The sequence below is a fragment of the Pseudomonas sp. WAC2 genome, assembly GCF_030403525.1.
Taxonomy (GTDB): domain Bacteria; phylum Pseudomonadota; class Gammaproteobacteria; order Pseudomonadales; family Pseudomonadaceae; genus Chryseomonas; species Chryseomonas luteola.
This window is the reverse complement of record NZ_JAUEPD010000003.1, coordinates 429,904-447,290: the sequence shown is the minus strand read 5'-3', so window position 1 is coordinate 447,290 and position 17,387 is coordinate 429,904. Positions and strand designations below refer to the sequence as shown.

Genomic DNA, 17,387 nt, shown 5'->3' with positions numbered 1-17,387 from the left:
TGTACCTCATGGACGAACTCAACGCGGCAGCTGCCGAAGACGAGCTGACCTATTTCGCCTTCGCCAACAAAACCCCTTCCGCATCGGAAACCCTGCCCAGGGCTCACGGCGTAAAGCCGTTACCCGATGTGCTCAGCGGACGCTACAAACTGGAGCGCCTATTAGGTGTAGGCGGTATGGGCGCGGTTTACCGCGCACGCGACCTGATGCGCGAACAGTACGGCGACCCCGAACCCTTTGTAGCCATCAAAACGTTGAGCGAGGACTTTGCAGAATATCCTGATGCCAGTGCATTGCTCTACAGCGAGTTCGCCCTGACAACCCGCCTCCGTCACCCCCATATTGTTCGCCTGCATGGCTTTGATATCGATCGGGAAAGCGAGCGTGCCTACATAACGCTGGAAATGCTCCGGGGTCTGACCTTGGACAAGTTGCTGTGTGATCACCCACAAGGCCTGGGCTGGGAGGCGCTGCGAGACATTGCCATTCCGCTATTGGAGGCATTGGCCTTTGCCCATAGTCAGGGAGTTCTGCATGGTGATATCAAGCCAAGCAATGTCATCCTGGCCGAAGACGGCCTTCGCCTATTCGACTTCGGTCTTGGTCAGCCGGTAGAAGGCGTGCTGCCCGGCCTGCCCCGCCTCTCGCGAAGCCGCTTTACCGCCTGGACACCACGTTATGCCTCCCTTGAACTGTTGGATGGAGCACCGTTGACGCCCTCGGCTGATGTATATGCCGTTTCCTGTGTCTTGTATGAATTGGCCACTGGTCAGCATCCCTATCGGCGCCTCAGTGCGAAACAGGCACGTGCCATGCAAATAGAACTCACACCTCCTGCCCAACTACCAAAGCCGTGCTGGCAAGCGTTGCGAACGGGGCTGCAGTTCGCAGAACCCGATCGTCAGGTCGATGCTAATGGTCTGCTGGAGGGTTTTCGCCATGTTAAACAGGCCTCTACCTTGGGTCGCTGGCTGGGTCTTCGCCAGTCCGCCTAGACCGTTCGTAGCCACAACGCTGACTTATGTCGGCTGCTGCTCAAGAAACGTGAAGCAATCACTGTTTCGTTGAGCGGCGGGCTTGAGTAAAAGCCGACTAGATCACATGATTCGCTCCCTATCAGACGCAAGGAGGCGCCTGTGTTTTTCGCAGCCAACGAAACGCATTTTTCTTTGGTTCTGGATGGCGTTGATACCGACTTCCAAGTCCTGAGCTTTACGGGACAGGAGTCGATCAGCCAGCCCTTTCGCTTTGACCTTGAGCTGGTCAGCGAACGGCCCGACCTCGACCTTGAAGCCCTGCTGCATCAGCGCGCCTTTCTGGCCTTCTCGCCCAGCGGTAACGGCGTGCATGGTCAGCTCTACCAGATCGGCCAGGGCGATGCCGGCAAGCGCCTGACTCGCTATCACGTTGTGCTGGTGCCGCGTCTGGCCTATCTTGCGCACCGTACCAACCAGCGCATCTTCCAGAAGCTCACTGTCCAGCAGATCATCGCCCAGGTGCTGGAAGACCACGGCATCCTGGCGGACGCCTACCGTTTCCAGCTGGGGCCAACGGTCTATCCGCCTCGCGAGTATTGCGTCCAGTACGATGAGACCGACCTGCACTTCATTCAGCGGCTCTGCGAAGAGGAAGGCCTGCACTACCACTTCGAGCATACCCAGGATAACCACGTCCTGGTGTTTGGTGATGACCAGACCGGCTTCCCCAGGCTGACCCCACCGACTGCCTATGTGCAGGGCTCCGGTCTGGTGGCAGACGAGCCGGTGGTCAAGCGCTTTGGCGTACGCCTGGAAACCCGTACCGCCCGTGTCTCGCGCCGCGACTATGACTTTGAGCAGCCGCGACTGCGCATGGAAGCGGCCTACAAGAGTGACGCCAAACCCGACCTGGAAGATTATGACTACCCGGGTCGCTTTACCGATCGCACCCGCGGCAAGCACCTCGCCCAGCGCGCCCTTGAACGTCACCGCAGCGACTATCAGCTGGCCGAAGGTGAAAGCGATCAACCCCAGCTGGTGACCGGCCACTTTCTGGAACTGTCCGAGCATCCCCGCCGCGACTGGAACCAGCTCTGGCTACTCACCGCTATCTGGCATGAGGGCAAGCAACCCCAGGTGCTGGAAGAGTCGGTTACCAGCGATGTGGACAAGCACGACGGCTTTACCCAGGGCTACCGCAACCGCTTCACAGCGACGCCCTGGGACGTGCCCTTCCGTCCTGCGCTTGAGCATCCCAAGCCCAAGATCCTGGGCAGCCAGACCGCGGTGGTCACCGGACCCAAGGGCGAAGAGATCCATTGCGATGAGTACGGTCGGGTCAAGGTACAGTTCCACTGGGACCGTGAAGGCCAGGCCAACGAACAGACCAGCTGCTGGCTACGCGTCTCGTCCAGCTGGGCGGGCGATCGTTATGGCGGTATCGCCATTCCTCGCATCGGCATGGAGGTACTGGTCACGTTCTTGGAAGGCGACCCGGACCAGCCCCTGGTCACGGGCTGCCTGTTCCACATGGAACATCAGGTGCCCTATGACCTGCCAGCCAATAAGACCCGCAGCGTTTTCAAGACCCTGAGCACACCGGGCGGCGGTGGCTATAACGAGCTGCGCATTGAGGATAAGAAAGGCCAGGAGCAGATCTATATTCATGCTCAGCGGGACTGGGACGAGAACATCGAGCACGACCAGAAGATCCGCGTAGGGCATGAGCGACACGACATTGTCGAGGCGAACAGCTACACGGAATACAAGGCTGAGGAACACCGCACCACGGATGCAGACCGCAAGGTTGAGGTCAAGACTAACGATCACCTCACCGTGGGGCAGAACCAGCATGTCCACTTGGGAACAGCCCAACTCACCCAAGCCGGCCGGGAAATTCACCTAAAGGCTGGCCAGAAAATGGTCATCGAAGCGGGAATCGAACTCACCCTAAAGGCAGGCGGTAGCTTCATCAAGCTGGACCCCAGCGGCGTCACGATCATCGGCCCCATGGCCAAAATCAACGCAGATGGCTCAGCCAGCAACGGCTCGGGTATTGCGATTGAGCTTCCCCGCTTACCGGGCGAGGCGGATGTGGATAAGGCTGGGGTATTACTAGAGAGAACCTTAAAAAATAATATGGAAGATCAAAAATCTAAGCCAAAATATTTTTTCTTATTTTCTGAGTAGATGTCTAAATGACAAATAAAAAAATAGACTTCCGTCTAGTTTTAATGATTATTTTAACTAGCATCAGCTTTTTTTCCTATGGCAAAAATTCAACCAAAGCATTCTCCCCTTTGAATCCCTTGAGTTACGAAGAGGCTATAGAAATTTTCAGGAAAAAACATAAAGATGAAGTTTATCGCTGTGCATATATTCCCGCTGACAAAAACTATGAAAAAAAACAAGAAACACCTATCGCTGTAGAAATAGATGATTTTTTATATATAAATTTAAATAAAAAAATATTAGAGCTCCACAGAATAGAATCAAACGAGAACTCTGCAGTATACATAAATGAAAAAAACAACATAGAAGCAAAATATATTATATCAAAAAGATATAATATTTCAGAGTATGGCGAAAGTGACGATAGAAATGTTAAATTTTGGATAAAAACCGCAGACAATAATATATTCATTAAGGCTTTTGGTAATCGCTGCGGCATATAACTAAATCTGCAAGTCTAAGGACGGACTTTATGAGCGAAACAATTTATACAATCGTTGAAAGTGTAGGAAAATCCATTGAAACCGTACACTCTTATAGCGACCTAGCAAAACACCATCCATCAGCTGGGATTGAGCCAAATCGTAAATACGAAACTATCGATGGGCATTTAGAAGAGGTTACTAAAACCGTAGATGGTAGAATATTGATAAAAAAGGACTTTGTATTACAAATAAATGGAAGCAATCAAGCAATTCCTGTCCCTTGCCCTATAAGCGGCTATGTAGAAACAAAAAAAAGCTTCGGGACAGTCAATATATATGATAGTCCAAACGGCAAGCTTATCGGTCGGGTACTTCACCTGCGCACTGACTTTTTTGTAAAAAATGGAGAATACGTCGACTATGGAAAACCTATCGGTATCCAATATGGGACTGGTGCAGGTGGCAATAGAACATTTGCTATACATACTCATCTAGAACTTGAAAGAGAACAATATTTAAAATACATAAATGACATAGCCAGCGGAGTTATAAGACCGCCAGCTAAAAATGAAAATCTAATAAAAAAAGAGCCAGACGGCCTACAAAGCTATCAGCTTCCTTTAAGAAAGGCGGATGGAGGCTCATATAGTTTTGACGAGATTTATAAAATCTTAGAAGAAGAAAGTTCGGGGCATTATTTATTAGGAAATCATAACTTCTGGCATGGCGGCATACATTTCACTGACCAAAGTACTCCTCAATGCGTAGATATTGAACCTATAAGATGCATTGCTGACGGAGAAGTTATTGCCTACCGTTTAAATAAAAATTATTTAACTTCTGAGTTCACAGGAAATTCGGCCTGTGAGCAGCTTGAATATTCCACTTCTTTCTGCTTAGTCAAGCATAATTATATATCCCCCAAAAATAAAGAGGACGGCCTAAACAAAGGAAAGCAAAACAAACTAACCTTCTATAGCCTCTATATGCATTTATCTTCTTATGATACCTACAAAAAAAACAAATCGAACTCTTTCAACTTAAAAGTTATTAATGGTGGCTGGAACGCAAGAGATCTTCCTATTGACGAGAAAGAGAGCCAGATTATCGGAAAAATACCCACAGGTGTTGAGTTTGAAATATTGGAGGAGAGAAATACCGCAGACAATAAATATCGATTTGCACAAGGTCGAATACTAAAAGGTAATATCGGACAAAAGAAACTAAATGATACTGTTTGGTTCGCTATAAAAGAAAATGGTGAATTCCTAAAGGATTCCCAAGGAAATGTAAGATTTAAAAAAATTCCGTCAATGGAGAAACTACAGCCATCCTATTGGTCTGGAATTGTTGAGGCTCGAGTAACTGTACCCAGCGGCCTCAAAGTACGTAGCAAACCAGTGGGAGGTAAGGTCGGAGATCAATTACTACCAAACCAAGTTTTGCACATGGGAAGTATCATCAGATTTAACAGCGAACAAATTCTAAACTTAGTATTTCCTGATGGAAATAAGTATCCAGTTGCTGAGTGCGAATTGGTTTCTGGAGGACTTAAAGGAGAAGGAATTCTTCCAAATAAATTTTGGGCATGCGTTTCAACAGATGAAAAATATAAATTTCTAGAAATACATAGCTTAACGCCTAGTATATTTGACTCAGTTGTAATTCCAAAGTGCTCAATAAAAGCTGGCGATCCTGTAGGATATATGGGCCTTTACGAAACTCCATCCAGTAGCGAAGCTGGGAAAAAAAATAGTAAACATCAACTCCATTTTGAGATATTTACATCTGAGGAACATCTTTCAGATTTTTTAAAAAATAGCGCTGCTTTAAAAATTGGAAGAAGATTTTTAAAGATAGCATCGGGCACTCCAATTAGCATTGAACTTGACGAAGAAAAATATTCAGAAGAAAAAACCCTAACCGAGCATATTTTACCTTATTCTCAACTAGAGCCATTTAAAGATAAATCAGGTAATGAATATTTAAAACTAAAAATTATTGAAAGCCAAACACAAAAGGTTGCCCTTATTAAAAAGAGCTCCATTGGCTCAAAAGGCATTGAATTAATTTGTCAACTTGACTGGGAAAAGCTCGGGTTTCGAATCGTCAAAAATAATGAAAACGAGCAGAATAACTATATCTCATTAAACAGCACTCCTGATTTCTTTAAAACTATTTATAATGAAATAGACAAAACAGGTGATGGTAATGGGGAAGTAACTCCAATAGAGCTAAAAAACTCTTTAAGAGATAAAAACTTACGGGAGCAATGGTCTAAAATTATTGCTTACCACCCTACGGAGTGGTCTGGAAATTCCAAAAATGAAAAATGGAGTATACTAAAAGAATTATTAAAGGATTATCCTGAAATTTTAAAGCATGAATCTAAAAGAATAGATGATCTTGTCTTCTGGGACGAAATTTATAAATCCGATAGTTACTGTATACCTGAGAGCATTTATCATTTTCATCCTATAGCATTTCTAGAGCACATAACAATTAATAAGATAGATCACAAATGGGCACGTAGCTCTTTTGCAGAGCTTTTAGGAAAAGTGGAATCAAATAATGATTATTCAGCTTACAATAGCCTACGTCCTCTCAAATCTTATTACAACACTAACTTAACACGTATGACTATCGAAGAGGTAATGAAAAATCAAGCTGATGGCTATATGTTTGCAACAGGTCGCTACCAGATAGTAACCGCCACTTTGGAAGATGCGGTTAAAAGCCTTAATCTAGATAAAAAATTGAAGTATGATTCAGAAATGCAAGATAAGATATTTGAAGATTATATTTTGAGAATTAAAAGGAAACCAATTATAGACTTTCTAGAAGCAAATGGTTCTGTTGAAGAGGCCATTTATGCTTGGGCTAAAGAATTTGCTTCTGCAGGAGTTAGAAAAGGCAAAAAAATAAGCCCCGTCCTTTTAAAGGATAAAGATGGTAAGCCATTGAAGGACCAGAATGGAAAAAAAATCTACAAAAATCGCACGGCGCAATTCGAAGGTGAATCTTATTACTCTAATGACGGCCTAAACACAGCACATATAATGCCAGATGACATGATTAAAGTTTTAGAGGAGTCTAAAAAAAATGAATTATAGATCTCTAACTCTGATAATTTTAATAATTATCACCTCAACACTTTCAAAGAGCATTTTTGCTCATAATTTAAATTTCGATAATTTTAAGGCAATACCGATATATAGAGGAGCCAACCATGATTTCATTGAAACCGACGAAGAAGATCAATGGAATAATTATAGAAGACTAGCAGCTAAGCAACCTGTAAATTTTTCCGGGCATTATGTATTATTTACTAATGGCTGCGGTGGAGGAGCAGTATGTGGAGAAGTAATAGACATTCAAAAAGGGAAAGTTGTCGCTTCTCTTCCTAATGCGTATCAGATAGAGACAACTGATGGAGAAAGTTTTTTCAGTATTGACTTCAAGCCTTACAGCAGACTTCTTATAATTACAGGCACAACAGCAGACCCAGAGCATGGACTACAAAACGAGCCGCTCCCTTACAGAGACAGGACTCGTTACTACGAATTTGAGGATAATAAATTTAAACTTTTGAAAATAATAGAAAATAATGAATAGCTTACATAAAATAAACTTATGCCATCTTATTTAAATAAATATAAGCCCCGTCAGAATCATATTAGATATGCGTACAGTGCTACACATCTAACACACAAATTTTAGCATTGTCTAATTATTCGGAAGAGTCAACCCTAAGTGTTTTAAATAAATGCATAGATGCGTACAGAAAGGACTTATTAAATCTTCAATATTTACATTATCAATTCTGTCACCATTAGCTTATTCTGCCGATCAAAATATTTGCAAAGCTTACACAGGACCCAAAAGCTTTATATCTCATTGGGTTAATGATGACATCAGCGTTGATACATTAATAACAATAGATTCAAATGATCTTTTGAAAGAGGATGGAAAGACTCACGAGGTGGGCGATCTTAATGGCGATGGAAATAAGGACTATATTTTTGAATCTTACTCTAGCGAGGGCTCAAGCCGCGATAGAACTTATAATGTACTTATACAATGCCATGGTTTTCTGGCTAACGCTGGCGGTGACTACTTTTTTGGATTCAAACTAGATGAAAATGAAAAAAACCTCACAAAAGGAGAATACAAACGTATAGTATTCTTAGCCTATAAGAGGGCTGGGGATGGAAGCATAATATATAACGAAAAAACCCTAAAACCGAACCTCAAGTATGGGAGTACGACAAAGAGCAAAGAAAGTACAGACCATCTAAAAATCAAACTAAATAAAATTATTTTTTAAATAAAACTCTTAGCCTTTTATTTAACAGATCCGGAAACTTATCAAACCATGCCTGATTCAAGGGCGAGGGATGTGGGAGTGGGTATAGCGTAAACACGTGCCCTTTCCCCTCTTCTGCTGTCAGCGTGACCTCGGTATGGTTTGTAAAACGATCTTCGCTTTTCCAGAAGGCTTCCAGGCGTTGTTTCTCTTCTTTGGGTTGATCGATGGCAAACCAGAGAAAGGCCTCGCGGCCGAAAGTGATGATGGTGCGGCCATGCCACTGTTCGATTAATAACTGTCGCATGAGTGGGTGAAAGCGTTTCTTGATCTTTTCGGACCAGGCTTTATTGCCGATGGGCTTATACGGCACGGTGTTGGCCCAGAAAAACTCCTGGCTCAGGGAGCGGCCCGCGTCAAAGTCTGGCATGGGCTTGCCATGCAAGTGCTCATAAATGACCTTGCGAGCGATCTGTCCGCCGGCACCGATAAAGGGTTCGCCGTACTTGACCTCATCACGCCCCGGATCCCGACCAAAGAAACCAACAGGTGCATCCTTACGCCCCAAGCCAATAATAGGATCTAGTGGGTCCTTTTGGTACTTCTCATAGACCTCTGTATCGATGCCTTCAATCGTGCTAGCGATCTCACGAAAGGCTCGTTGCATCTTTGGGTCGAGGGGCATAGGACATCCTTCATAATCGGCTTCTTGTTTATGTGACCGATCAGAAAGGCAAAGAATTCATGGATTCGGGTAGCGCTCCGCCCCATACCCATTTTCTCAATCGCATCGATAGCAGCTTCACGCCGACCAATTGCCGTTCCGTTACGGTGCAATGGGGTAAACTCCCCCGCCTCACATCTATAGGGATAGCCATACATGTTGATCAAGGCGCTGCGAATTGGCCTGGGCCAAACCATTGTTGGGCTGGATCTGCTGACACGCCCGCGTAAGCTCAAGCGAAGCGCCGAGGCGCAGAAGCAGGTAGAAGAGCAAACAGCCGGACTTGCGCTGTATCAGTTTCAGGCATGTCCATTCTGCGTAAAGACGCGCCGAGCCATGCACAAGCTGAACCTGCCCATTGCTCTGCGGGACGTCAAGAAAGACCCGGAGCACCGCGAAGCGTTGCTGGCGGGTGGCGGACGTATCAAGGTGCCTTGCCTCCGGATCGAGGAAGAAGGCCGTACCGCCTGGATGTATGAGTCCAACGATATCATTGCGTATCTTAATAAACGTTTCGCGCCCGCGAGCCGCTAAATAAAAAAGCCCGATCACGTCGGGCTTTTTATAGCTTTATTGCTTGCACTTATTACAGATCAGCTTCTTCTACTTTACGGACTTTAGTAGCGTCGATGGCATATGAGGCTTCGGCCAGGTCGTTATCCACTTTTTCGATCTTCATCGCCCCAATAACCCAATAAGGCTCGTAGATATCCGGTAAGGGAACGCCCTTCGGGAAGCGTACCAGTACGATCTGGTTAGGCGGTGGCGGTGGAACATGGATGCAGGCACCTGGATAGGGCACCAGGAAAAATTCAGTGAAATTGCCTTTGCTGTTGCTTTCCAGCGGAACCGGATAACCGCCCAGGCGAATTGTCTTCCCATTCATGGCAGCCACTGTGCGCGTAGAGTGCATGACGGCCGGCAGGTTGCTGTCTTTTTGCTTGAGTCCGCCCTTGCTCTCAAAACCGCCTGGTAATTCGGGCGTGTCATGGGTGATCTCGGGCATGTCTTCCAGCGCCTTGCGATCCGATTCTGGCATGAGGGCCAGCCAATCGGTCTCAGGCGGCTCGCCTTCTCGGGCTACGGCAGTTGTAATCTGGGAAAAAAGAAGCAGTACGGCGAGGATGAGATAGCGCATGGTAGAAGTGTCGGACAGTTGGGTTGCACTAGTGTGAAGCTTCTTGGCGTTGAACCCAACTGCCCGGACGGGAAATCAGCGACGCTTAGTCACCATACCCCAGATAAACAGGACGATAACGGCACCGACGACTGCTCCAATGAAACCGGCGCCCTCGCCTGCACGGTAGATACCAATAGCCTGACCACCATAGGTGGCAACCAGCGAGCCGACGATACCCAGGATGATCGTCATGATCCAACCCATGCTGTCGTCGCCAGGCTTGAGGAAACGTGCGATCAAGCCAACGATGAGGCCGATGATGATGGTTCCAATAATGCCCATGAATCTTTCCCCTTCTGTGGTTTGCTCGATACGGCATGTGCCGCTTGCTTAATCCGACAGCAAGAAAAACGCAGGGGTTCAGCGAATTTTTTATGAAGCGAAGCGGAACTCGGACCCTTTTGAAGAAAGGGTCCGTTTCGGTCACGCTTTAATCAGGGTTTCGACGTCAGCAATACGTGCCCTCAATGTGGCCGCATCGCTGCAGCGCAATGTGGCGTGCCCAACCTTGCGGCCCGCCTTGAACGCCTTGCCATAGTGATGCAGATGGCAATCATCGATCTGCAGAACCTGCTCCACGGCCGGGACCTTGCCGATGAAGTTGAGCATGGCGCTCTCACCAACCTTCGCGGTTGAACCCAGCGGCAGACCTGCTACAGCGCGCAAATGGTTCTCGAATTGGCTGCTCTCGCTACCCTCGATGGTCCAATGACCAGAGTTATGCACACGGGGAGCAATCTCATTGGCCTTCAGCCCACCATCGACCTCAAAGAACTCGAACGCCAGCACGCCGACATAATCGAGCTTGTCGAGTACACGGCCTACATAGTCCTCCGCCAGCGCCTGCAAGGGATGGTCTGTACTGGCAATGGACAGCCGCAGGATTCCGCTTTCGTGGGTGTTGTGTACCAGTGGATAGAAACGCGTCTCGCCGTTACGAGCACGTACGGCAATCAATGACACCTCGCCAGTAAACGGCACAAAGCCTTCAAGAATGCACGGTACACTACCCAGCTCGGCAAAGGCGCCTTCGACATCCGCCTGGCTGCGCAGGACCTTCTGACCCTTGCCGTCATACCCTAGGGTACGTGTCTTCATCACAGCCGGCAGACTGATGCGTGCGGCGGCAGCGTCAAGGTCAGCCTGGGATTGGATGTCGGCAAACTCAGGCGTTGGGATGCCCAGATCCTTGAACATGGTTTTTTCGAACCAGCGATCACGGGCGATACGCAAGGCTTCCGCCGAGGGAAAGACCGGAACGAACTGGGATAAGAACGCGACGGTTTCAGCGGGCACACTCTCGAACTCGAATGTGACCAGATCGACCTCATCCGCCAGCTGACGCAGATGATCCTGGTCGCTGTAGTCGGCTCGAATGTGCTCGCCCAATGCGGCAGCGCAGGCATCCGGAGCAGGGTCCAGAAACGCAAAATCCATACCCAGCGGAGTACCCGCCAGCGCCAGCATGCGGCCCAGTTGGCCACCACCGATGACTCCGATTTTCATCAGGCTTCCCTCGGATCCGGATTGTCCAGAACGGTACGCGTCTGCTCCTCACGGAAGCGATTCAGCGCCTCGTGATACTCGGGATACTTGCCGCCCAGAATACTGGCCGACAACAGCGCCGCGTTGATAGCGCCCGCCTTGCCGATGGCCAGGGTGGCGACAGGAACGCCCGCGGGCATCTGTACGATCGACAGGAGTGAGTCGACGCCTGACAGCATGGAAGACTGCACCGGCACGCCCAGTACAGGCAAATGCGTCTTGGCTGCACACATACCTGGCAGGTGTGCTGCACCGCCTGCGCCTGCAATGATGACCTCAATGCCGCGCCCCGCCGCTTCTTCAGCGTACTGGAACAGCAGATCGGGAGTACGGTGGGCAGAGACCACCTTCACTTCAAAGGGAATGCCCAGCTTTTCCAGCATGTCGGCGGTGTGGCTCAAGGTAGACCAGTCGGACTTGGAGCCCATGATCACGCCTACGAGTGCGCTCATCGTCGTGCCTCTTGTCAGGCGCCCGCAGGCGCATCAGAAACCAACAAGCCACGTCGGAGGACCGCACGTGGCTTGTATATGCAGACCGGTATGTAGACCGGCCTCAGGGGCCACTGAGTATACCGTAAAGCCAGACCGGACAAAGAGGTTGAACGACCTTTTATAGCGACGGGTTATTTCATGTCTGGCTGCCTATCCAGAGGCACTTCACGCAGTCGTCCCAGCGCCTGCTTCGAGCTTGCGCCATAACAGCCTCACCGCTGCCTTGCGCACGAGCGAGCAGCGATACAGGCGAATCTCCAGTGGAATCTGCCATTGCTCACCGCCACAAGGCACCAGCTCTCCCCGGGCAAGCTCGGCGGTCACACTCAGATGCGGCACCCAGGCAATGCCCAGCCCCTGTAAGGCCATGCTCTTGAGGCTATCGGCCATGGCCGTCTCGTAGACAGTGGTATAGCGCAGCTTGCGCTGACGTAGCAGCAAATTGACCGAGCGCCCGAGAAAGGCCCCGGCACTATAGGCAAGCAAGGGAAAGTTCTGCCCACTCTCCAGGTCGTACAATGGCGAGCCATCTTCCCGGGCTGCACACACGGGCAGCATTGAGGTCAGCGCCAGATGAATAGAAGGGAAGATCTCCGGATCCATCTGCAAGGCGGCGTCGGGATCGTAAAACGCCATCATGAGATCGCAGCCGCCTTCCCTCAAGGCATGAACCGCTTCGCCGACGTTGGTGGCAATCAGGCGACTCGCAATGTTGAGCCCTTCGCTTCGCAGACGAGCAATCCATCCCGGAAAGAACCCCAGCGCCAGAGAGTGTGCCGCCGCAAATTGCAGCACCTCGCCCTGCCCGCCTTCCAAGTGATGAAGGTGGCGGATCACTTCGCCAAGCTGCTCCACCACACTGCGCGCGGTGACCAGAAAGAGCTGTCCGGACTCGGTCAGCGATACTGGTGTACGCGATCGGTCAATCAGGGTCAGCCCCAGGCTTTGCTCCAGGCTGCGAATACGTCGGCTGAACGCAGGTTGAGTCACGAAGCGGCGCTCCGCCGCCTGGGAAAAACTATGAGTGGCAGCCAGGGCAATAAAGTCTTCAAGCCATTTCAGTTCAAGGTTCATGGTCATACTCAAGGGGATGGATACGCCTGCCGATCCTGACGCGTCACATTACATCATATGCAACTTCGGCATAGGGTGCGCCGATACAGCATTGGTCAGCGTCTGGCTGGAAGCCTTATTGTATAACGCATCAGGCTTTTGCCACCCACCGGGAAGTGATCCCCTATCATGTCCGAATCTGCATTATCTCGCCTCGAAAAAGATCTGCTTGGTACCCTCGAAGTCCCCGCTGAAGCCTATTACGGCATTCAGACGCTGCGTGCGGTCAACAACTTCCGCCTCTCCGGCGTTACGCTGTCTCACTACCCCAAGCTGGTCGTTGCACTGGCGATGGTGAAGCAGGCCGCTGCCGAGGCGAACTATCGCCTGGGCTATCTGCCGGGAGACAAGTACGAAGCCATCGTGATGGCCTGTACCAAGATCATCAACGGCGAATACCACGAACAGTTCGTGGTGGACATGATTCAGGGTGGCGCGGGTACGTCCACCAATATGAACGCCAACGAGGTTATCGCCAACGTGGCGCTGGAAATTCTCGGCCATGGCAAGGGTGAGTACAAATACCTGCATCCGAATAATGATGTAAACATGGCGCAGTCCACTAACGATGCCTACCCAACAGCGATCCGCCTGGGTTTGCTGCTGGGCCATGACACCCTGCTCTCTAGCCTGGAGAGCCTGATCGAGTCGCTGTCAGGCAAGGCGGTGGAATTCGCCAGTGTTCTGAAGATGGGTCGTACCCAGCTTCAGGACGCTGTACCGATGACCCTCGGCCAGGAGTTCCGTGCCTTCGCTACTACGCTGGGCGAGGATCTGGGCAAATTGAAAACCATTGCGCCGGACCTGCTGACCGAAGTGAACCTGGGTGGTACGGCTATCGGTACCGGCATTAATGCGGACCCTGGTTATCAAACCCTGGCCGTGCGCAGCTTGGCTGAAATCAGTGGCCAACCGCTCAAGCCTGCCGCCGATCTGATCGAGGCCACCTCCGACATGGGTGCCTTCGTACTGTTCTCCGGCATGCTCAAGCGCCTGGCGGTCAAGCTGTCCAAGATCTGCAATGACTTGCGCCTGCTCTCCAGCGGCCCGCGTACCGGCATTAACGAGATCAATCTGCCAGCCCGCCAGCCAGGCAGTTCGATCATGCCGGGTAAAGTGAATCCCGTTATTCCAGAAGCCGTTAATCAGGTCGCCTTCGAGGTGATCGGCAATGATCTGGCGCTGACCCTGGCAGCCGAAGGCGGACAGCTTCAGCTTAACGTGATGGAGCCCTTGATCGCCTACAAGATCTTTGACTCGATCCGCCTGCTCAAGCGCGCCATGGACATGCTGCGCGAGCACTGCATCGATGGCATCACGGCCAACGTCGACCGCTGCCGCGAGCTGGTGGAGCATTCCATTGGCCTTGTCACGGCGCTCAACCCATACATCGGCTACGAGAACTCGACCCGTATTGCGCGTATGGCGCTGGAAACCGGCCGTGGTGTGCTGGAGCTGGTCCGAGAAGAAAACCTGCTCGACGAGATGACCCTGGCTGACATTCTGCGCCCGGAAAATATGATCGCTCCGCGCCTGGCGCCGAAAAAACTCAACGCTTAACCGGCGCTCCTCACACCCCCTCGTGAGGAGCTTTGAGCGGGTGCCCTCGGGTGCCCGCTTTTTTTTGAAGCTCTCTAAATCAGGCTTATCAGCCACATACATTATCAAAGGCAGGTGTTTTACCGCTTGCCCGTTGCAACAAGCAGCACTGTTTCAATAGATCCTTTGAGGCAGTTAGATTTGATCTCTTCTCCTCTCTTCTGGATGATACGCGCGCCAACCTTGCCGCCTGCCGTGTTTCCGGCTCGCACACCTTGCGATTTAGGGGTTCTGTCATACCCTTGGGTTGGCACTGAAGGCAGCGGATATCCCATTGATGGATTACCGCTCGCCCACATAATGCCTTGGCCAGGAATTATCCGGAGCCCAGGTGCTTCCATTACTACAATTAGGCGAAAGCACTCATGCTTGATCTCCTGAATGACTTTCTTTGGGGCAAACTGCTCATTGTCGGCCTGATTGGCCTGGGTATTGTCTTTACCTTGTTTTCGGGCTTCGTGCAGTTCCGCTATTTAGGCAGCATGTTCGGCATCCTTGGTGAAGCCTTTCAACGAAAACCCGGCCAGCTGAGTTCCTTCCAGGCGCTGATGCTTAGCGTGGCGGGCCGTGTAGGTGCCGGTAACATTGCAGGGGTTGCGGTTGCCGTTACGCTGGGTGGACCAGGGGCGGTCTTCTGGATGTGGATAGTAGCTCTGCTAGGCATGGCTACAAGTTATTTCGAATGTGCATTGGCCCAGCTGTACAAGCGTAGCGATGGCAACGGCCTGTACCGGGGCGGCCCTGCTTTCTATATTCAGCATGGCTTGAAGCAGCGCTGGCTGGGTATCCTGTTCTCGATCCTGCTGCTGGTGACGTTTGGTCTGGGCTTCAGCGCACTGCAGTCCTATACGATCGCCTCCTCGCTCTCCGACTCGCTAGGCCTGCCTACACTGGTTACTGGACTGGCCTTCACGGCAGTAATAACCCTGATCATCTTTGGTGGCGTGGTACGGATCGCCAAGGTAGCCGACATTCTGGTACCGGTAATGGCGCTGTCTTACATAGCCATTGCGCTGGGTGTGATCGTTCTACACATTGATCGTGTTCCCGAGGCGTTGACCCTGATCGTACGCAGTGCTTTTGGCCTTGAACCTGCGTTTGCCGGTGGCCTGGGTGCAGCGCTGATGATGGGCGTCAAGCGTGGTCTGTTCTCCAACGAGGCGGGTCTGGGTAGTGCTCCAAACGTGGCCGCCGTAGCGGAAGTTTCCCACCCGGCAGCCCAGGGCGTTGTGCAGTCCTTCAGCGTATTCATTGATACCCTGATCATCTGTACCTCTACCGCACTCATCATCCTGCTGTCTGGCGTCTATGAGCCGGGCGCCGATATCCCCGGTGTTGTTCTGACCCAGACGGCACTGGCCGCGACGGTTGGCGAGTGGGGCCGTGTCTTCATCAGTATCGCCCTGCTGCTGTTCGCCTTCACAACGATCATCTACAACTATTATCTGGGTGAGAATGCTTTGAGCTTCTTCACCAAGAGCCGCGTGGCGCTGATGATCTATCGGATTCTGGTGGTGGCGCTGGTGATCTGGGGCTCACAACAAGACCTGACTACCGTGTTCGGCTTTGCCGACCTCACCATGGGCTTGCTGGCAGTGGTCAACCTGATCTCCCTGGCATTCCTGTTCAAGGTGGGGCTGCGCATCATGCGTGACTATGACCGTCAGATCCGGGCAGGAAACAAGGTTCCAACATTCGACCCCAAAGGCTTTGCCGATCTGGATCTTGATCCGGCGGTCTGGAAAGTTTCTGCCTCGGCCAAGGACATGACAAAGCCATGATTCAAACCGGTCACTCACAACGCCTGATGGTGCTTTATACCGGCGGCACCATCGGCATGCAGGCCACCGAAAAGGGTTTGGCGCCGGCCTCAGGCTTTGAGGCACGCATGCGTGCCTTTCTGGCCCAGGCGCCTGAGCGGGCGTTACCGGAGTGGCAATTCCGGGAGGTGCTGCCTCTGATGGACAGCGCCAACATGACGCCAACCTATTGGCTAACGCTCAGTGCAGCTATAGTCGAGGCAGCCGAACAGGGCTACACCGGCGTATTGGTGCTGCATGGAACCGATACGCTGGCCTACACCGCGGCGGCAATGAGTTTTCACCTGCTGGGGCTCGATATTCCTGTTGTACTGACAGGCTCGATGCTTCCGGCCGGCGTACCGGACAGCGACGCCTGGGAAAACCTGGACGGTGCCTTGCAGACGCTTGCAGACGGTGCCCCCCAGGGCGTGCACGTTTACTTTCACGGCGAGCTGTTACATGCGGCCCGCTGCAGCAAGATTCGCAGCTTTGGCCGTCATCCATTCAAGACACTCGCGCGCCAGCGACTGGCCCAACCACGTCAGGCTGTACCAGTCGAGCTAAAGGCAGGCCAAGCCAGACAGGTTGCCCAAGTAGCGGTTCTACCGCTGTTTCCGGGAATCTCGGCTCAGCACGTATCTGCCCTTGTAGGTACCGGCGTGCAGGGCCTGGTGCTCGAATGCTATGGCAGCGGAACAGGTCCCAGCGACAATGATGCTTTCCTGACCAGCCTGAGCGAAGCGTCTGCCAAGGGCGTTGTACTGCTTGCCGTCACGCAGTGCCACGAAGGGGGCGTCGAACTCGATGTCTACGAGGCAGGCAGCAGGCTGCGTGCCTGCGGCGTTGTGTCGGGTGGCGGCATGACACGCGAGGCGGCTGTCGCCAAACTGCAGGTGCTGATTGGCTCGGGCTTAGCGCCTGAGCAGGTCAACCACTGGCTGCAGCAGGATCTCTGCGGCGAGCTTGGCGAATAAGCCATACGAAAAAGGG

General features: G+C 51.1%; 16 protein-coding genes. 10 read left to right on the top strand and 6 right to left on the bottom strand.

The genetic code is table 11. The features are described from left to right. Positions 1-8: 8 nt before the first annotated feature. The 6 genes from QWJ10_RS09275 to QWJ10_RS09250 all read left to right on the top strand — a co-directional run bounded on the left by QWJ10_RS09275 (position 9) and on the right by QWJ10_RS09250 (position 7,961). Positions 9-995: a serine/threonine-protein kinase gene (locus tag QWJ10_RS09275; RefSeq protein WP_289925680.1), complete on the top strand. Its 987-nt coding sequence runs from the start codon at positions 9-11 to the stop codon at positions 993-995. Between the two features lie 141 nt (positions 996-1,136). Further along, positions 1,137-3,167, top strand: coding sequence for a type VI secretion system tip protein VgrG (locus QWJ10_RS09270; protein ID WP_289925677.1), 2,031 nt, complete (start codon positions 1,137-1,139; stop codon positions 3,165-3,167). An 8-nt stretch (positions 3,168-3,175) separates the two neighbouring features. After that, positions 3,176-3,652 (top strand): hypothetical protein, encoded by a 477-nt coding sequence (locus QWJ10_RS09265; protein ID WP_289925675.1) that lies wholly within the window; start codon positions 3,176-3,178, stop codon positions 3,650-3,652. A gap of 29 nt (positions 3,653-3,681) precedes the next feature. Next, positions 3,682-6,747 (top strand): hypothetical protein, encoded by a 3,066-nt coding sequence (locus QWJ10_RS09260; protein ID WP_289925674.1) that lies wholly within the window; start codon positions 3,682-3,684, stop codon positions 6,745-6,747. After that, the gene (locus QWJ10_RS09255; RefSeq protein WP_289925673.1) at positions 6,737-7,249 is read left to right on the top strand and encodes a hypothetical protein; all 513 of its coding nucleotides are present in this window, start codon (positions 6,737-6,739) and stop codon (positions 7,247-7,249) included. Before QWJ10_RS09260 ends, QWJ10_RS09255 begins: the two co-directional genes overlap by 11 nt. Before the next feature lie 151 nt (positions 7,250-7,400). Next, positions 7,401-7,961 (top strand): hypothetical protein, encoded by a 561-nt coding sequence (locus tag QWJ10_RS09250; protein WP_289925670.1) that lies wholly within the window; start codon positions 7,401-7,403, stop codon positions 7,959-7,961. Here QWJ10_RS09250 and QWJ10_RS09245 read toward each other — a convergent pair. After that, complete coding sequence (locus QWJ10_RS09245; RefSeq protein WP_289925668.1) at positions 7,951-8,625, bottom strand: uracil-DNA glycosylase family protein; 675 nt, start codon at positions 8,623-8,625, stop codon at positions 7,951-7,953. The genes QWJ10_RS09250 and QWJ10_RS09245 overlap by 11 nt on opposite strands. 195 nt (positions 8,626-8,820) lie before the next feature. On the opposite strand from QWJ10_RS09245, the gene QWJ10_RS09240 reads away from it, so the two are divergent. Next, the gene (locus QWJ10_RS09240; RefSeq protein ID WP_010796292.1) at positions 8,821-9,198 is read left to right on the top strand and encodes a glutaredoxin; all 378 of its coding nucleotides are present in this window, start codon (positions 8,821-8,823) and stop codon (positions 9,196-9,198) included. A gap of 52 nt (positions 9,199-9,250) precedes the next feature. On the opposite strand, the gene QWJ10_RS09235 is transcribed toward QWJ10_RS09240, so the two are convergent. The 5 genes from QWJ10_RS09235 to QWJ10_RS09215 all read right to left on the bottom strand — a co-directional run bounded on the left by QWJ10_RS09235 (position 9,251) and on the right by QWJ10_RS09215 (position 12,957). Beyond that, positions 9,251-9,802: a DUF3299 domain-containing protein gene (locus QWJ10_RS09235; RefSeq protein WP_019367492.1), complete on the bottom strand. Its 552-nt coding sequence runs from the start codon at positions 9,800-9,802 to the stop codon at positions 9,251-9,253. Between the two features lie 75 nt (positions 9,803-9,877). Continuing rightward, positions 9,878-10,126, bottom strand: a complete 249-nt coding sequence (locus tag QWJ10_RS09230; protein WP_019367491.1) for a GlsB/YeaQ/YmgE family stress response membrane protein — start codon at positions 10,124-10,126, stop codon at positions 9,878-9,880. A gap of 141 nt (positions 10,127-10,267) precedes the next feature. Beyond that, positions 10,268-11,350 (bottom strand): 5-(carboxyamino)imidazole ribonucleotide synthase, encoded by a 1,083-nt coding sequence (locus QWJ10_RS09225; RefSeq protein ID WP_289925663.1) that lies wholly within the window; start codon positions 11,348-11,350, stop codon positions 10,268-10,270. Continuing rightward, positions 11,350-11,841 carry a 5-(carboxyamino)imidazole ribonucleotide mutase gene (gene purE, locus QWJ10_RS09220; protein ID WP_019367489.1) on the bottom strand — a complete coding sequence of 164 codons (492 nt, stop codon included), beginning with the start codon at positions 11,839-11,841 and terminating at the stop codon, positions 11,350-11,352. Before purE ends, QWJ10_RS09225 begins: the two co-directional genes overlap by 1 nt. A gap of 207 nt (positions 11,842-12,048) precedes the next feature. Continuing rightward, on the bottom strand, positions 12,049-12,957 hold the full coding sequence (locus QWJ10_RS09215) for a LysR substrate-binding domain-containing protein (protein ID WP_026004185.1): 909 nt from the start codon (positions 12,955-12,957) through the stop codon (positions 12,049-12,051). Between the two features lie 168 nt (positions 12,958-13,125). Here QWJ10_RS09215 and aspA point away from each other — a divergent pair, with 168 nt between their 5' ends. From aspA to QWJ10_RS09200, 3 genes are all read left to right on the top strand, one after another. After that, positions 13,126-14,556, top strand: coding sequence for an aspartate ammonia-lyase (gene aspA / locus QWJ10_RS09210; RefSeq protein WP_122041245.1), 1,431 nt, complete (start codon positions 13,126-13,128; stop codon positions 14,554-14,556). Positions 14,557-14,960: 404 nt separating this feature from the next. Continuing rightward, positions 14,961-16,376 carry an alanine/glycine:cation symporter family protein gene (locus QWJ10_RS09205; RefSeq protein ID WP_289925659.1) on the top strand — a complete coding sequence of 472 codons (1,416 nt, stop codon included), beginning with the start codon at positions 14,961-14,963 and terminating at the stop codon, positions 16,374-16,376. Next, positions 16,373-17,371 (top strand): asparaginase, encoded by a 999-nt coding sequence (locus QWJ10_RS09200; RefSeq protein ID WP_289925657.1) that lies wholly within the window; start codon positions 16,373-16,375, stop codon positions 17,369-17,371. Before QWJ10_RS09205 ends, QWJ10_RS09200 begins: the two co-directional genes overlap by 4 nt. Positions 17,372-17,387: the final 16 nt, after the last annotated feature.

Bases quoted from the DNA above. Each gene is read 5' to 3' on its own strand.
- QWJ10_RS09275 (WP_289925680.1), top strand. From the start codon at position 9: ATGGACGAACTCAACGCGGCAGCTGCCGAAGACGAGCTGACCTATTTC.
- QWJ10_RS09260 (WP_289925674.1), top strand. From the start codon at position 3,682: ATGAGCGAAACAATTTATACAATCGTTGAAAGTGTAGGAAAATCCATT.
- QWJ10_RS09240 (WP_010796292.1), top strand. From the start codon at position 8,821: ATGTTGATCAAGGCGCTGCGAATTGGCCTGGGCCAAACCATTGTTGGG.
- QWJ10_RS09245 (WP_289925668.1), bottom strand. From the start codon at position 8,625: ATGCCCCTCGACCCAAAGATGCAACGAGCCTTTCGTGAGATCGCTAGC.
- QWJ10_RS09265 (WP_289925675.1), top strand. From the start codon at position 3,176: ATGACAAATAAAAAAATAGACTTCCGTCTAGTTTTAATGATTATTTTA.
- QWJ10_RS09230 (WP_019367491.1), bottom strand. From the start codon at position 10,126: ATGGGCATTATTGGAACCATCATCATCGGCCTCATCGTTGGCTTGATC.
- QWJ10_RS09255 (WP_289925673.1), top strand. From the start codon at position 6,737: ATGAATTATAGATCTCTAACTCTGATAATTTTAATAATTATCACCTCA.
- QWJ10_RS09215 (WP_026004185.1), bottom strand. From the start codon at position 12,957: ATGAACCTTGAACTGAAATGGCTTGAAGACTTTATTGCCCTGGCTGCC.
- QWJ10_RS09205 (WP_289925659.1), top strand. From the start codon at position 14,961: ATGCTTGATCTCCTGAATGACTTTCTTTGGGGCAAACTGCTCATTGTC.
- aspA (WP_122041245.1), top strand. From the start codon at position 13,126: ATGTCCGAATCTGCATTATCTCGCCTCGAAAAAGATCTGCTTGGTACC.
- QWJ10_RS09225 (WP_289925663.1), bottom strand. From the start codon at position 11,350: ATGAAAATCGGAGTCATCGGTGGTGGCCAACTGGGCCGCATGCTGGCG.
- QWJ10_RS09200 (WP_289925657.1), top strand. From the start codon at position 16,373: ATGATTCAAACCGGTCACTCACAACGCCTGATGGTGCTTTATACCGGC.
- QWJ10_RS09250 (WP_289925670.1), top strand. From the start codon at position 7,401: ATGCATAGATGCGTACAGAAAGGACTTATTAAATCTTCAATATTTACA.
- purE (WP_019367489.1), bottom strand. From the start codon at position 11,841: ATGAGCGCACTCGTAGGCGTGATCATGGGCTCCAAGTCCGACTGGTCT.
- QWJ10_RS09235 (WP_019367492.1), bottom strand. From the start codon at position 9,802: ATGCGCTATCTCATCCTCGCCGTACTGCTTCTTTTTTCCCAGATTACA.